At 64.5% G+C, this 14,551-nt stretch carries 9 protein-coding genes; 6 read left to right on the top strand and 3 right to left on the bottom strand.

Going from position 1 to position 14,551, the window contains the following annotated elements; all coding sequences use genetic code 11:
* Positions 1–31: 31 nt before the first annotated feature.
* Positions 32–4,393 (top strand): type I polyketide synthase, encoded by a 4,362-nt coding sequence (locus AC5Y4N_RS06915; protein ID WP_499906334.1) that lies wholly within the window; start codon positions 32–34, stop codon positions 4,391–4,393.
* Positions 4,394–4,426: 33 nt separating this feature from the next.
* The gene (locus AC5Y4N_RS06910; RefSeq protein ID WP_499905715.1) at positions 4,427–5,701 is read left to right on the top strand and encodes a phthiocerol/phthiodiolone dimycocerosyl transferase family protein; all 1,275 of its coding nucleotides are present in this window, start codon (positions 4,427–4,429) and stop codon (positions 5,699–5,701) included.
* Here the strand turns inward: AC5Y4N_RS06910 and AC5Y4N_RS06905 are convergent.
* On the bottom strand, positions 5,677–6,507 hold the full coding sequence (locus AC5Y4N_RS06905) for a class I SAM-dependent methyltransferase (protein WP_499905719.1): 831 nt from the start codon (positions 6,505–6,507) through the stop codon (positions 5,677–5,679). The two genes, AC5Y4N_RS06910 and AC5Y4N_RS06905, sit on opposite strands and share 25 nt — an antisense overlap.
* Positions 6,508–6,584: 77 nt before the next feature.
* Between AC5Y4N_RS06905 and AC5Y4N_RS06900 the strand changes: the two genes are divergently transcribed.
* Together AC5Y4N_RS06900 and AC5Y4N_RS06895 are read left to right on the top strand one after the other, a co-directional pair.
* Positions 6,585–7,268, top strand: coding sequence for a flavodoxin family protein (locus AC5Y4N_RS06900; protein ID WP_499906336.1), 684 nt, complete (start codon positions 6,585–6,587; stop codon positions 7,266–7,268).
* A gap of 30 nt (positions 7,269–7,298) precedes the next feature.
* Complete coding sequence (locus AC5Y4N_RS06895; RefSeq protein ID WP_499905723.1) at positions 7,299–8,072, top strand: nitroreductase family protein; 774 nt, start codon at positions 7,299–7,301, stop codon at positions 8,070–8,072.
* Here the strand turns inward: AC5Y4N_RS06895 and AC5Y4N_RS06890 are convergent.
* Positions 8,069–8,992: an SDR family NAD(P)-dependent oxidoreductase gene (locus AC5Y4N_RS06890; RefSeq protein WP_499905727.1), complete on the bottom strand. Its 924-nt coding sequence runs from the start codon at positions 8,990–8,992 to the stop codon at positions 8,069–8,071. The genes AC5Y4N_RS06895 and AC5Y4N_RS06890 overlap by 4 nt on opposite strands.
* A gap of 112 nt (positions 8,993–9,104) precedes the next feature.
* Between AC5Y4N_RS06890 and AC5Y4N_RS06885 the strand changes: the two genes are divergently transcribed.
* Positions 9,105–9,890, top strand: a complete 786-nt coding sequence (locus AC5Y4N_RS06885) for an alpha/beta hydrolase (protein ID WP_499906338.1) — start codon at positions 9,105–9,107, stop codon at positions 9,888–9,890.
* On the opposite strand, the gene AC5Y4N_RS06880 is transcribed toward AC5Y4N_RS06885, so the two are convergent.
* Positions 9,885–11,234 (bottom strand): cytochrome P450, encoded by a 1,350-nt coding sequence (locus AC5Y4N_RS06880; RefSeq protein WP_499905730.1) that lies wholly within the window; start codon positions 11,232–11,234, stop codon positions 9,885–9,887. The genes AC5Y4N_RS06885 and AC5Y4N_RS06880 overlap by 6 nt on opposite strands.
* 274 nt (positions 11,235–11,508) lie before the next feature.
* Here AC5Y4N_RS06880 and AC5Y4N_RS06875 point away from each other — a divergent pair, with 274 nt between their 5' ends.
* Positions 11,509–14,361 carry an MMPL/RND family transporter gene (locus AC5Y4N_RS06875; RefSeq protein ID WP_499905732.1) on the top strand — a complete coding sequence of 951 codons (2,853 nt, stop codon included), beginning with the start codon at positions 11,509–11,511 and terminating at the stop codon, positions 14,359–14,361.
* The last annotated feature ends 190 nt before the right edge of the window (positions 14,362–14,551 follow it).

The following is a 14,551-nucleotide window of genomic DNA, read 5'->3' as shown; positions in this document are numbered from 1 at the left end:
ACTACCGCCGAATGCGATCGCAGTCGTAGGCATGGCGGCGCGCTTCCCCGGCGCCAACTCTGTCTCGGAGTTCTGGGACAACCTGCGGCGCGGCACCGAATCGATAGTCACGCTCGCCGAGGACGACCTGGTCGTCGCTGGGGTGAGCGAGAAGGCCCTGAGCAACCACGCGTATGTGCGGCGCGCGGCGCTCTTGGACGGCATCGACGAGTTCGACGCGGACTTCTTCGGCTTCACCGCTCAGGCCGCCCGCACGATGGATCCGCAACACCGGCTGTTTTTGCAGTGCGCCTGGCATGCGTTCGAAGACGCCGGCTATGACCCCACGGACCTCGATGCATCCGTCGGCGTGTACGGCACCAGCACCACCAGTGGATACCTGCTGCACAACCTCATGTCACACCGGGACCCGAACGTGATCATCGGCCAGGGAGTCACCTTCGAGATGGTCAACCTGTCGTTGCAGAACGACAAGGACTATCTGGCGACGCGGGTAGCGCATCAGTTCAACCTGCGCGGGCCCGCCCTGTCCGTCCAGACGGCATGCTCGTCGTCTCTGGTAGCACTTCACCTGGCCTGTCAGAGCATCTTGAACGGCGAATGCGACATGGCGTTGGCCGGTGGTGCGTCCCTTCGCATTCCGCACCGCGTCGGCTACTGGTACGAACCGGGATCCATGGTGTCGCCGAGCGGCCATTGCCGCCCGTTCGACGTGCGGTCGGACGGCACGATCTTCAGCAGCGGAGTCGCCGCTGTGGTGCTCAAACCGCTCGAGTCCGCGATCGACCACGGCGACCGAATCCACGCGGTCATTCGGGGATCAGCGGTGAACAACGACGGAGCGACGAAGATGACGTTCGCCGCGCCCAACGCCGCCGGGCAAGCCGACGTCATCGCAGAGGCGCACGCGGTCGCAGACATCGACGCTGCGACCGTGAGCTATGTCGAGACGCACGGAACCGGGACACCGCTGGGCGACCCGATCGAAATCGAAGGCCTGCGACAGGCTTTCGCGGTTTCGACCGCAAGCAGGCAAGGGCCGTGCTTCGTCGGCTCCGTCAAGTCCAACATCGGTCACCTGGAGTCGGCGGCCGGGATGGCCGGGCTGATCAAGGCGATCCTGTGCCTCGAGCACCGAGCGATTCCCGCGACGTTGCACTTCACCAGCCCCAACCCGGAACTGCACCTCGAGCAGGGCCCGTTCGTCGTGCGCGGCGAATACGGTCCGTGGGAGTGGGACGGCATCCGGCGGGCCGGGGTCAGCTCGTTCGGGGTGGGCGGCACCAACGCGCACGTCGTTGTGGAGGAAGCCCCGGACGTCCCGGCGCGCACTCCGCACTCCGGTCCACAGGTGCTGCTGTTGTCGGCCCGGTCCACCGATGCGCTGCAGCAGTCACGCAGCGCCCTGGCCGCGCAGTTGTCCGGCGCGGACCCGGTCGACCTGGCTGATGTGGCCCACACCCTCGCGGGTCGTCGCACGGAAAACGTTCGCCTGGCAGCGGTGGTCACCGACCAGCGCAACGCGGCCACCGTCCTCGGCGAGCCCGAACACGACAACGTCTTCGTCGGCGAGACCCCCAGCGGGACAACGGAATCGCGCCAAACGGTCTTCCTCTTTCCCGGCCAGGGCGCCCAGCACATCGGCATGGCGCGTGGACTCTACGAGTCTGAGCCGGTGTTCGCCGAACATTTCGACGCATGCGCCGCGGGCTTCCGCGAGGAACTGGGCATCGACCTGCGCGCGGAGATCTTCGAGGGTTCCGCACGCAATCTGGAACGAACTGACCGCACCCAGCCCGCGTTGTTCGCCACGGAATACGCTCTGGCGAAGCTGATCGAAACCTACGGCGTTCGCCCGTCAGCGCTCGCAGGACACAGCATCGGCGAGTATGCCGCGGGCGCTGTCGCCGGCGTATTCGACCTTCCCACCGCCCTCAAAGTCGTCTCGATGCGTGCGCGCCTGATGCATGCCGCGCCCCGCGGAGTCATGGTCTCGGTCGCGACAAGCCCCGATGCGATCGCCGAGCACCTGTCGGACGACGTCGACGTGGCCGCGATCAACGACCCCGGCAGTTGCGTCGTCGCCGGCACCGAAGAGAACATCCGGGCGTTCACCGAGCGCCTGGCCGCGGCCGGCATCGCGGCGCGGCGGGTTCGCACCTCGCACGCGTTCCACTCGCGGTTGATGGATTCGATGATCCCGGAATTCCAGGGCTTTTTGTCCCGACTGTCGCTGCACGAGCCACGAATTCCGTTGCTGTCCAACGTGACCGGCACCTGGCTGACTCCCAGTGAGGCGACCAATCCCGCGACGTGGGCGCGGCAGGTGCGTGCGACGGTCCGGTTCGCCGACGAGCTCGACGTGCTGCTGGCCGATCCGCAGCGCGTCGTCGTGGAAGTCGGTCCGGGTGGGACCCTGACCGCGTCGGCGACGCGGCACCCGAGGTGGTCAAGCAGTCACCGCGCCGTTCGATTGATGCGCCATCACGCCCAGAACCGCGACGACCGCGACGCGTTCCTGCTGGCGCTGGGCCAGCTGTGGTCGGCCGGTGTCGACGTCGACTGGACGCCTCTGCGCGGCCCCCACAAACCTCGCCTCGTATCGCTTCCCGGCTATCCGTTCGAACGTCAACGGCATTGGGTGGACCACAACGCTGCGGCGAGATGGGCCGCGGGGGAGGGGGCCGCGTCGACCGCGCCGTCGACGGCCGGATCGAACGGCGCTGCCAATCAGCCGGCGGCAAACGGCAGTTCACCGGTGGAAGCGACCCTGCGGCGCATCTGGGCACAGTGCCTCGGCGTCAGCTCGGTCGACCGCAACGCGAACTTCTTCGAGCTGGGCGGCGACTCGCTGGTGGCGATCAGTGTCGCGATGGCCGCTGCCAACGAAGGCTTGGACATCACGCCGCAGGACCTGTACGACAACCCAACCGTGGTGGCGCTCTCCAAGGCGCTGGTCGCCCGACACGCAGCCGACGGTCTGGCACGCCAGGCGCCGGGTGACGTCGCGCACCCTCCCGTCCCGCCGAACATCGCGCACTTCCTCGAACACGGGATCCGCGAGTCCGGACGGTGGCGCTTCCCGCTCATTCTCGAGATGCGCCAGGATGTGCAGACCGACGACATCCGGTCGGTGCTCACCGCAGTGGTCAACCACCACGATGCGTTGCGTCTGCGCCTCGTTGAGCATGCGGGAACCTGGCAGCAGGTGCTCGGCGAACCGCAGGACGACGCTGAGGTCGATGTCCAGTCATTGCCCGAGAGCGTCGAGGCCGCAACCGAGCAGGCGCGAGAAGTCCTGCTGCACATGGCCAAAAAGCACATCCAAGAACAGGACTTGTCGAGCCCGCCGCTGACCGCCACCCACATCCGTGGCCGCCCGGATGGCCCCAGTTACCTCATGCTCAGTGTGCACGGCGCCGTGGCCGACAACACGTCGCGCGACATGCTACTGACCGATATCTTCACGGCCTTCGGTCAGCGCATGGCCGGCGAAGACATTGTGTTGCAACCGCCTACCGCCCCCTGGCGGGAATGGTCGCAGCGCTGCGCTGCACTGTCCACGCATTCCGCCGTCGTCGAAAGCCGCGACTACTGGCTGCAATCCACCGCGGCAGCGCAGCTGCGTGTCGGTGCCGAGGTGGCCGAGCCGCCGAGCTCGGAAGACCTGGTGCGAATCTGCTCGTCGCTGAGCGTCTCCGAGACCGCCGAGATCGACGACGCGCGGCGCCGGCTTCGGGTGTCGATCGACGACATGGTGCTCGGGGCGCTGAGCCGAGCAGTGGCGAGCGCGCTCGGTGACGGCGTCATCGCCGTGGACCTCGCCGGAGACGGTCGGTCGGTACTGAAGCCCGACATCGACGTGCGCCGGACGGTCGGTTGGTTCAACACCCTTTATCCGGTTGCTCTTGCGTGCGAAGAACAAAGCGTCAGCGCAAAGCAACTGTTCGACGATGTGCGGCAAGTGCGCAATGCCGTGCCGCACTGCGGAATCGGCTACGGACTGCTGCGTTACCTCTACGCGCCGACCGCGCGGGTCCTCGGCGCAATCCATCCCGCCGACATCTTCTACTCGTACATGGGCGCGCTTCCCGACGTAGCGTCCTTGGCGTCCGTCGATACGCCGGTCCGCTTCAGTGGTGACGTGAACATCCCACTGCGCGAAACCCTTCCGGGGCTGGGCCATGCGGTCGAGCTGCGGGCGTATCGGTCGGGTGGTGTGCTGCACGTGGATTGGTGGCACGATGCGCGCCGGGTGCCTTCGGCGCGGGCGCAAGCGATCGCCGGCAACTTCGCTACCGAGCTGATGGCACTGGTGCGCGCTGCGATCGCCGAGGACGAGACGGATGCGGTCAGCGACCAGATGTCGCTCGTGGATCTGTCGTCGAGCTAGGCAGAGAAACTTGATGCCCGAGGGAGTCCGGAAATGTTTCCGTCGTCGGTGATTCGCAAGCTGGCGAACAGCGAGGAGATGCTCGCCGAGACGCACAATTTCGTGGGTCTCGGTGCGCACATGAAGGGACCGGTCGACATCGACGCGATCTCGGCGGCCTACGATGCGCTGCTCGAGGCACATCCCGTGCTCACCGCGCGGATCGAGCGGGCAGCCGACGGGCGCCACCAGATCGTCACCGACGACTTGTTGCCCGCAGGCATCGAGGTTGTCGAACTCCGCGACCCGACAGCCGAGCCACCCTCACCGCACTTCGACCAGAGTGAGTCGCTGGTGCACCTTCGAGTCACGATCCGCGACGGACAAGCGCAGCCGACGCTCTACGTTCACCACAGCCTCGCCGACGGGCATCACATGTACGGCCTCATCGAGGAACTTCTGTCGTACTACACCGAAATGGTGAACACCGGCACCATTCGGCCGGTCACTCCGCAGCCGGCACCGGCGTCGATCGAGACGGTGCTGGCCGAACGGGGCATTGCCAAGCAAAAGCGCTCGGGCGTAGAGCGTTTCATGCCGGCGATGTTCGCCTACGATCTTCCGCCGTCGCGGCGAGCCCCGACGGGCGCGGCACCGGCTTCACCCGTGCGCGTTCCGATGGTGTCGTGTCAGCTGAGCGAACACCACACCGACAGCATCGTGTCGCTGTGCAAGACGAACGGGCTGGGCTTGACCGCGCTGCTCTCGGCGGTGGTTCTGATGGCTGAGTGGCAGCTGCGCGGCACACCCCACATCCCCGTCCCGCTGATCTACACAGTGGATTTACGGTATTTCCTGTCCCCGCCGGTGTCGGCCACCGGATGCACCAACCCCGTGGGATTGGCCACCTACCTCGCCGAGATCGACCGCGGCACAAGCATTCTGAGCCTGGCACGCGACATCGCCGAAACGTTCCGGTCGGATCTCGCGGACGGTGTCATTCAGCAGTCCCGCCTTCATTTCAGTCCCCAATACGTCGGCAACGCCCCTGGCTTGCCCGATGTGGTCTTGCTCTCCGACAACGGTCTCGTGCCGCCGGTACCGACGCCTCCTGAACTGGAAGTCGTCAGTACGCACGGCGAGTTGTTCTTCGCCGTCAGCGCCGGTATCGAGATCTACTTCACGCAAATTTTCGCGGGACGCCTGACGGTGGAATATCACTCGCACGGCCCGGATCCGGACAGATCGATCGGGGCGATACGTGCGTTGCTGACCGCCATCGCCGACCAGCACGCGACCAGCGATCAGCTGACGGGCCCGAAGGCGTAGCGATGGTATTGAAACATTCGCCGCAGCGGCGGAATCGCACGAACCACGCGCCGCGTCCGTCGGAAACCGGCCGGCGTGCGGTCGAAGGTGACGGCATCGAACAGCGTCGTCGCAATCAGCAGGCGCAATTGGGGCACCCTGGTCACTATGTCCGACGGCCCGTTGACGGCCCAGTGCAGCGTCGAACCGGATTGCCGCTGCAGTCGGTGTGTCCGCTGCGAGCGGACGGCGAGCCAGTTGTAGAAGTCGATCTGCACTTCGCCGCACGGGAATCGGTCGACGACTTTCTGCAGCAGCATCACTCCCTCGTCCTGCCTCAGGTACATGCTGATGCCCTCCGCCAACAGCAACACCGGGCGGTCGGCCGGGATTTGATCGAGCCAGGACAGATCCGTTGCGGACGTGGCCAGCAGGTGATAATGCGGCCGTTGCGCAAACATCTTCTCGCGCAACGTGATTACAGCAGGGTAGTCGACGTCGTACCACTGGACTTGCGGGCCGGGGTCAAGACGAAACACGCGGCTGTCCAGACCGCAGCCCAGGTGAACCACGGTGGCGTTCGGTGTCACCGCCAGGAATTGAGACACCCAGAGGTCGAATTGGGCCGCGCGGACGGTCACCAGCGGCGTCCACCGGTCGGCGACGCCGAGTTGATTCCAGTCGTAGTCGATCCGGCCGACCGTCTCCTTCGCGAGTCGATCGCCCAGGACGGGTCTGTCGAAATCAGCGTCCAACGCCTTGCAGTACAGAGTGGTCAGCATGGTCTGGGCGGGGCCGCTGAGGTCGACGGAGACTTTGCCGGTCACGGGCTGAGCCTAATGGGGAAGTCGCCGCGGGGGCCACGGTTGCACAACACATCTGACAGGGAGGCCTGATGACCGAGATGACAAGTCAGGGCGGCCAGAGGCGGCCTCGTGTCTTGCTGTTGTACTACACGTTCACCGGACAGTCGCTGCGGGTGCTCGAGGCCGCGGCAGAAGTGTTCCGGGAGAGAGGTTGCGAGGTTCGGCACGCCAAGATCGAATTCACGGATCGACGTTACGCCGAACGGTTCTCACGCTTTCCGATGCGCCGAGTGTGGCCGGATATGCTCAGCGTGTTACCGGCCCAACGACGGGGCGACACCGGAGACATCCGTATCCCGGAGTCGGTGCGCGACGGCGAGTACGACTTGATCTGCATCGGATCGCCGACTTGGTGGCAGACCGTGAGCATGCCGATGCGATCCTTCCTGATGTCAGACGAAGCATGGAACCTTCTCGCAGGCAAGCCGTTTGCCGTGTTCGTCGTTTGTCGGCGGTACTGGCAGAAGAATCTCGCCGCCGTGCGCGAACTCGCTGAGCAGCAGGGCGGTCGGTACGTCGACGAGATCCACTTCACGTATCCCGGAGACGATCTCCGATCCATGCTGTCGCTGACGAGCTATCTAGGATCGGGTGAATACCGGGACCGTTACCTGGGTGTGCGCATCCCGCCCACCAATGTCCAGCCGCAGCAGCTCGAGCAGACGCGACGCTTCACGGCCGCTCTCGCCGATCGCGTGTTCGGTGAGGTGCGGGCGCGATGAATCGTTGACGCTCAGGAATTCTGGTTCACCATGTCTCGTTCGTTCGGCGCGCTCGGACCCGGATCGTCCGACGGATCGACTGAGCCGCCCACAGCGCAAGCGCTTGCCGGCCTGGACATGTCGTTGCTCGATGCGATGATGACGCAGCGGGCGGTTCGGCGGGTGTTGCCCGACCCGGTCGATGACACCTTGGTGTTGAAGTGCATCGAGTTGGCGTTGCGTGCCCCGACCGGTGCAGACGGGCAGAACTGGGAGTTCGTCGTCGTGAAGGATCGGCGAGTCAAAGAACAGCTTGCGAAACGCTACCGCCAAGGCTGGAAAGTCCAATGGCAGGCATTGATTCGCCCGATCGCGGCCCGCGACGAGTCGATGGCCAAGATCGCGCGGGCGGTGCAATGGCAAGTCGACCACTTCCCCGAAATCCCGGTTCTGGTCGTGGCCTGCCTGCGGCTCGGTGCCCGGCAAGGGCGGCTGCCAGTGGTGCGGATGCCCCATGCCGCCGAATCGGCGTACTGGGGATCGATATATCCCAGCGTGCAGAACCTGCTGCTGGCCGCACGGGCGATGGGCTTGGGAGCATCACTGATCACGCTGCCGCTGTGGAGCAGAACGTCGGCGCGCAGAATCCTCGACTTGCCGTCCGACGTCACACCCTGCTGCATCGTGCCGCTCGGTTGGCCACGCGGAAGGTACGGACCGACGACCCGCAAGCCGGTAGAGGAGGTGACGCATCTGGATGCGTACGGCAATCGCATTTGGCTGGAAGGGACTGAAAGACAGCCGTTTTCGGGCCGAATGCGCTAACCGCGCATTCCCATCATCACCACGCGCTCCCACATCCGGTCACTCAACAATGATCGGGCCAGCACCGATCCCTTGCCGGACGCGCCGACGATATAGCGCGGCTTGGGGTTTTTGGCCGCCACCACCCGCATCACTTCGCGGGCCACGGTATCGGCGCTCACCATGACGCCCGGCATCTCGGTCAGCGCCCGGGTGGCCTTGTCGTAACGGCGCTTGAAATCGGCGTACGGGTCGTCATCGGTATACGAGCGTGGCTCTTCCAGCTGAGCTTCGACGAATCGGGTGCGAACCCCGGTCGGATCGATCAGCACGACGCGCACTCCGAAGGGCGCCACCTCGGCGCGAAGAGCCAGCGAAAGAGCCTCGACGCCGTACTTACTGATGTGATAGGCGCCCGCACCCGGGGTGGTGAACCGCCCGCCGGTGCTGCCGATGTTGACGATCGTGCCCGAGCCCTTGGCGCGCATACCGGGCAACACAGCCTGTGAAAGCGCAAGAGGCGCAACGACATGCGTTTCGAACTGGCGCCGCACTTCGCTCAGGGGTACCTGTTCGAGCGGGCTGGGCAAGGGGAATCCGGCACTGTTGACGAGGACATCCACCGCCGCGTGATCGCTGTGGATTTCGTCGATCAGCCGGACCACCGCGGCTTCGTCGGTCACGTCGACAGCACGTGCCTGCAGGCCGCGTGCGCGCAATGCATCGAGAGCAACCGGGTTGCGGCCGACGGCGAAGACGGCGAAGCCTTTCCCGTGCAGCCGGTAGGCGGTCGCCTCTCCGATGCCGCTTGTTGCGCCGGTCACCAGAGCGGTCGGTTGAGCTGTCATCGGATCGTGGGTCCTCACGGCAGTCGTAATCCGGCAGGTCCGAATCAGCGTGCACGGCCAGCGTAACGGCTGTGACCCGATGGCCGCCGGCAAAACCGACTCTGCCGGTGTCCTTCCCGCGCATAATTGTTCGCGGATACCCGCAAGGGCGACCTATCACCGGGAGGCATGCCACGTGCGCAGTTCGCGAAAAGCCGTGTGCCACATGCTCGAGGTGATCGACCGCGGCGATGTCAGCCGATCCCATCCTGTCCCGCTGCTATTCGTCCACGGCGCCTGGCATGCTGCGTGGTGCTGGGACGAGCACTTCCTGGGATTTTTCGCCGACAGAGGCTACCGAGCTCTGGCGCTCAGCTTCCGCGGTCACGGCAACAGCGCCACCGACAAACCGCTTCGCGCCTGTTCGGTTGCCGACTACGTCGAAGACGTCAAGTCGGTGGCCGAGACGCTGCCCACGGCCCCGGTGATGATCGGTCACTCCATGGGCGGACTGATCGTGCAGAAGTACTTGCAATCGCATGCTGCGCCGGCAGCGGTGCTGATGACCTCGATGCCTCCGCAGGGAAATCTCGGGTCGGCCCTTCGATGGATTCGTAAGCACCCCTTGCACTTCACCAAGATGGCGCTGACCGGCAAGGCATTGCCGTACATCAGCACCCCGCAGCTCGCGCGGGAGCGGTTCTTCTCGCCGCACACCCCAGAGGCAGACGTACGGCGCTATGCCTCACGGCTGCAAGAGGACAGCTCGCGCATCGGGATCGACTGCCTGGTGCTCAGCTTGCCGCGTCCGCAGCGTGTCACGACTCCGGTTCTGGTCCTCGGAGCCGACGAGGACGGCGCACACACGAGGAAGGAAGTTCTTGCGACTGCGCGCGCATACCGGACACGCGCCGAGTTCTTTCCCGGCATGGGGCACAACATGATGCTGGAGCCTGGCTGGGTTGCTGTCGCCGAACGCATCCACACCTGGCTCAGTGCGCGCGGGCTATGACGCCGGCCGTGCCGGCCCGTTCGGCGAGTGCACCCGTGCGCTGCGCACCAACTCCAGCGGCAGGGTGGCCAACCCGCGCATCGTCGGGTTATCGAGGTAGCGGTAATCGCCGGCGATCCGGATGGCATCGACTCGTGGTAGCAGTTGCGTCAAGACCCGGCTGACTTCCATGCGGGTCAGATGCGTGCCCAGGCAGTAATGGATGCCGCCGCCGAAGGCGAGATGGTCGGTCGGATTGCGTTGCAGATCAAAGGTATTGGGGTCGGTGAAGTGGCGCGGATCGCGGTTCGCGGCGGCAAACAGCAGCAAGACCCGTGCGCCGGCCGGTATGGTGTTGGCTCCAACGGTGTAGTCGCGGGTAGCGGTTCGGTAGAACCCTTGAACGGGCGAGACGAATCGCAGTTGCTCCTCGATTGCGGCGGGGATGAGTTCGGGATGCGCGCGAAGCGCGGCGTACACGTCCGGCCGCTGTGCGAGGGTCAGGAACAGGCCCGACAGCAGGTTCGTCGTCGTCTCGCTGCCTGCGCCGATCAGCATCGAGGCGCTCCAGAACACCTCGTCGTCGGTCAACACATCGTCGCCTTCGGCGCCGGTCATCATCGAGATCAGGTCGTCACCGGGATGGCGGCGGCGCTGCTTGATCATGCGGTCGAGCTCTCGGCGCATCGCCGCCGTGGCACGGGCTGAGCGCGCACTGAGGGCCACCCCGTGTGCGGTGAGCGGCACGAATGAACCCTCGACTATCGCATCGGACCACGCGAGGAACCGGCTGTGATCTTGGCGCGGTATTCCCAACATCATGGCAATCAGACGGTTCGGCAGCGGTTTCGCCAGATCGGTGACCACGTCGGTGTTTTCGCGGGCGATCATGCCGTCGACCAGTTCGTCGGCGACCTCGTTGATGGCCGCCTGCCACGCCGTCATCGCCCGCGGGGTGAACGCCCGGGACACGAACTTGCGAAGCCGAGTGTGATCCGGTGGATCCGTTGCGTTCATGGTCTGCAGGTGCACGCGATAGCGTGCTTGACTCTCGGCCGAGGACAGCGCGTCGTGGTCGCGCAGTGCGGCTCGCACGTCGTCGTATCCGGCGACGATGTAGATTCCGCGCTTGCGGTTGTACCAGACGTTCGGCACGTCGGGCCCGCTCAGCAGTGCTTGGTATCCGGGGTAGGGATCGCGCATCGTCTGCGCCGAAAGCGGGTCGAAGTCTGTGAGCGGAGCAGTTTTCCGGCCGGTCAACGTGGAGCCGTAAGCGACGGCTTTGTCCCGCGCCACCCCGGTCAGACCGTCCACCCCGATCTTCATCAGGCTGACGTGGAATCGGAGCGCCTGAGCAAATGCCATGGGGACGAACTCCTTCGTGACGATTCGCGGAATTTATCGCGCATTACGGCAGATGCCATAACCCCGTATCACCTAGAGTGGCAGAGATGTTCGCGATGCGGAACTGGTCTGAGCAAATGCAGGCCGCCGAGGTGCGGCGGCACGCAAAGCGGCACTGTCACCGGGTGCTTGACGCCGGCGGCGCCGCCCGTCTCGGGGCAGGTCCACGGCACTTTGCGGATTGAGACGCATTGATGAACTCGGGCGCGTTCGATCACGGCGTTGTCGGAAGCTCATGAGTAGCCGCCGGACGACCACTGAACGCAACGAGCGGCCATTCGCAGCGGCTGCGATCCGCAAGCTCGCGCCACTGATCATCCTCGGGTGGTTGGCGATCACCGCCGTCTTGAATGTCTTCGTTCCCTCGCTCGAACACGTCGCCAAGGAGCGGGCGGTATCGCTGAGTGCCAAGGACGCGCCGTCGTTACAGGCGATGACGCGCATCGGCGAGGTGTTCAAGGACTCCAATACCGACAGCGTCGCAATGGTCGTCTTGGAGGGACAGCAACCGCTCGGCGAGGATGCCCACAACTACTACGACGAGCTGATTCGTCAGTTGCGTGCCGACACGACTCACGTGCAGCACATTCAGGACTTCTGGGGTGACCCGCTCACGGCGCCGGCCGCGCAGAGTGACGACGGTAAGGCAGCCTACGTTCAACTGAATCTTGCTGGTAACCAAGGCGAGACGCTGGCGAACCAGTCCGTGCAGGCTGTCCGTGACATCGTGCAGAGAACACCCGCACCACCCGGAGTGAAGGCGTACGTCACAGGGCCGACACCTCTTTCGGCGGATTTGATCGACGCGGGCGATCGGGCGGTCGTCAAGACCACGGTGGCCACCGTCGTGGTCATCTTCGTCATGCTGTTGCTCGTCTACCGGTCGGTCACGACAGTGGCGATCTTGTTGGCCACAGTGGGAGTCGGCCTAGCGGCAGTGCGCGGTTTCGTCGCTTTCCTGGCGAACGCCGGGCTCATCGGCATCTCGACTTTCGCGATCAGCATCCTCGTCGCCCTCGCGATCGCGGCCGGTACCGACTACGGGATATTCCTGCTGGGGCGCTATCGCGAGGCGCGCCAGGCCGGTGAGGACAGGGAGACGGCTTACTACACCGCTTATCGCGGGGTCGCTCACGTGATCCTGGCATCCGGCGTGACGATCGCCGGCGCCACGTACTGTCTCAGCTTCACCAGACTGCCCATCTTCCAAACGATGGGTGCCGCTTGCGCGGTGTCCATGCTCGTCGCGGTTGCGGTAGCTCTGACTCTGATTCCGGCTGTCCTTAGTGTCGCCAGTCGGTTTCGGCTACTCGACCCCAAACGCGCAACCTCGGTTCGAGGCTGGCGCAGAGTGGGCACAGCGGTCGTTCGCTGGCCGGGCCCCATCTTCGTCGCTTCGTTCGTGATAGCCGTGATCGGGCTTCTGGCGCTGCCCGGCTACAAAGTGAGCTACAACGACCGGCCGTACATGCCGTCGAACACTCCCGCCAACATCGGGTGGTCGGCTGCCGAGCGCCATTTTTCGCAGGCCCGAATGCGGCCGGAAGTGTTGATGGTCGAATCCAACCAAGACATGCGCAATTCGGCCGACTTTCTGGTGCTCAACAAGGTGGCCAGAGCCGTTCTCGGGGTCGAAGGCGTTGCGATGGTGCAGGGAGTGACCCGGCCCGAGGGAACGCCGATCACACATACGTCCATACCGTTTCTGTTGAGCCTGCAGAGCGCCGGTCAGCAGGAGAACATGCCCTTCATCAAAAATCGGCTGGCGGACATGCGGACTCAGGCCGATGACCTGACGGCAACCGTCGCGACGTTGGAGCGCACCTACGCATTGACGCAGCAGCTTGCCGACGCCACCCATCACTCAGTGGGTGTGACGAAACAAATGATCGACATCACCAAGGAAATGCGCGACCGGCTTGCCGACTTCGACGATTTCTTCAGGCCGATCCGTAACTATTTCTACTGGGAACCGCACTGTTTCGACATCCCCATCTGCTGGGCGCTCAGGTCGGCATACGACGCGTCGGACGGCCTGGACAGAATAAGCGACAAGCTCGATGCGCTCGCGCCGGATCTCGACACCATCGACGCGGTCATACCGCAATTGATGGCCCAGTTGCCCCCGCAGATCGAGACCGTCAAGAGCGTCCAGACGATGCTGCTCACCACCGTCAGCACCATGTCCGGCATCATCGAGCAGATCGAAGAAGTCGGTACCGACACGATCGCCATGGGCCGCGATTTCGATGCCGCCCAAAATGACGACTCGTTCTACCTGCCCCGTTCTGCCTTCCAGAACCCGGAATTTCAGCGTGTCATGAAGCTGTTCATGTCACCGGACGGCAAGGCGGCGCGGTTCATCATCACTCATGACGGCGATCCGGCGACGCCTGAGGGAATCGCGCGCGTCGACGCAATCAAGAAAGCCGCCCGGGAAGCACTCAAGGGCACGCCGTTGGCGAACTCGAAGATCTATCTCTCCGGGAACGCAGCAGTTCTCAAAGACTTGCAAGAAGGATCGAAGTACGATCTGCTGATCGCCGGCGTGGCCTCGCTCTGCATCATCTTCGTCATCATGCTGATCATCACGCGAAGTCTTGTCGCCGCGATCGTGATTGTGGGCACGGTGGTGTTGTCGTTGGGTGCTTCCTTCGGCTTATCCGTCTTGGTATGGCAGTACATTCTGGGCGTCGAATTGCACTGGATGGTGCTGCTGATGTCGGTGATAATCCTGTTGGCCGTGGGTTCTGACTACAACTTGCTCGTCGTCGCTCGCTTCAAAGCCGAAATAGGCGCCGGGCTCAAGACCGGCATCATTCGGGCGATGGGCGGCACCGGCAAAGTCGTGACGGCCGCGGGTTTGGTATTCGCCTTCACCATGGCGGCCCTGGTGGTCAGCGACATGCGGGCCGTCGGACAGGTCGGTACCACCATCGGCTTGGGTCTGCTGTTCGACACCCTCGTCGTGCGCTCGTTTCTGATGCCCTCCACCGCAGCCCTGCTCGGCCGCTGGTTCTGGTGGCCGATGAATGTCAGCTCGCTGCTACCATCCCGCGTGCGGGCGAGGTCGGCCCGGGTTTCTTGACCTGGCGTGGGTGGCGATCGGGTCGCCTGCAAGTTCAAGCTCGTTCGACAGCTCTGAAAAACACTGTGCGGCAACGCCAATCGAGATCGGCGCACACCGGCCGGACGACATGCGAGGCGCTGTTGGGCAGGAATCCATGCACTCCGGCGCCATGGAAAGGTTTGCGGCGCCGGGCTCTTCAATCGCAACG

It is taken from the genome of Mycobacterium sp. NGS19, assembly GCF_059813155.1.
The sequence above is the reverse complement of the archived record's forward strand: the minus strand, read 5'-3'. Positions and strand labels throughout refer to the sequence as shown.

What these genes read in the sequence shown, in the direction of transcription:
- AC5Y4N_RS06915 (WP_499906334.1), top strand. Translation starts at nt 32, where the DNA reads ATGGCGGCGCGCTTCCCCGGCGCCAACTCTGTCTCGGAGTTCTGGGAC.
- AC5Y4N_RS06910 (WP_499905715.1), top strand. Translation starts at nt 4,427, where the DNA reads ATGTTTCCGTCGTCGGTGATTCGCAAGCTGGCGAACAGCGAGGAGATG.
- AC5Y4N_RS06900 (WP_499906336.1), top strand. Translation starts at nt 6,585, where the DNA reads ATGACAAGTCAGGGCGGCCAGAGGCGGCCTCGTGTCTTGCTGTTGTAC.
- AC5Y4N_RS06895 (WP_499905723.1), top strand. Translation starts at nt 7,299, where the DNA reads ATGTCTCGTTCGTTCGGCGCGCTCGGACCCGGATCGTCCGACGGATCG.
- AC5Y4N_RS06885 (WP_499906338.1), top strand. Translation starts at nt 9,105, where the DNA reads ATGCTCGAGGTGATCGACCGCGGCGATGTCAGCCGATCCCATCCTGTC.
- AC5Y4N_RS06880 (WP_499905730.1), bottom strand. Translation starts at nt 11,234, where the DNA reads ATGGCATTTGCTCAGGCGCTCCGATTCCACGTCAGCCTGATGAAGATC.
- AC5Y4N_RS06875 (WP_499905732.1), top strand. Translation starts at nt 11,509, where the DNA reads ATGAGTAGCCGCCGGACGACCACTGAACGCAACGAGCGGCCATTCGCA.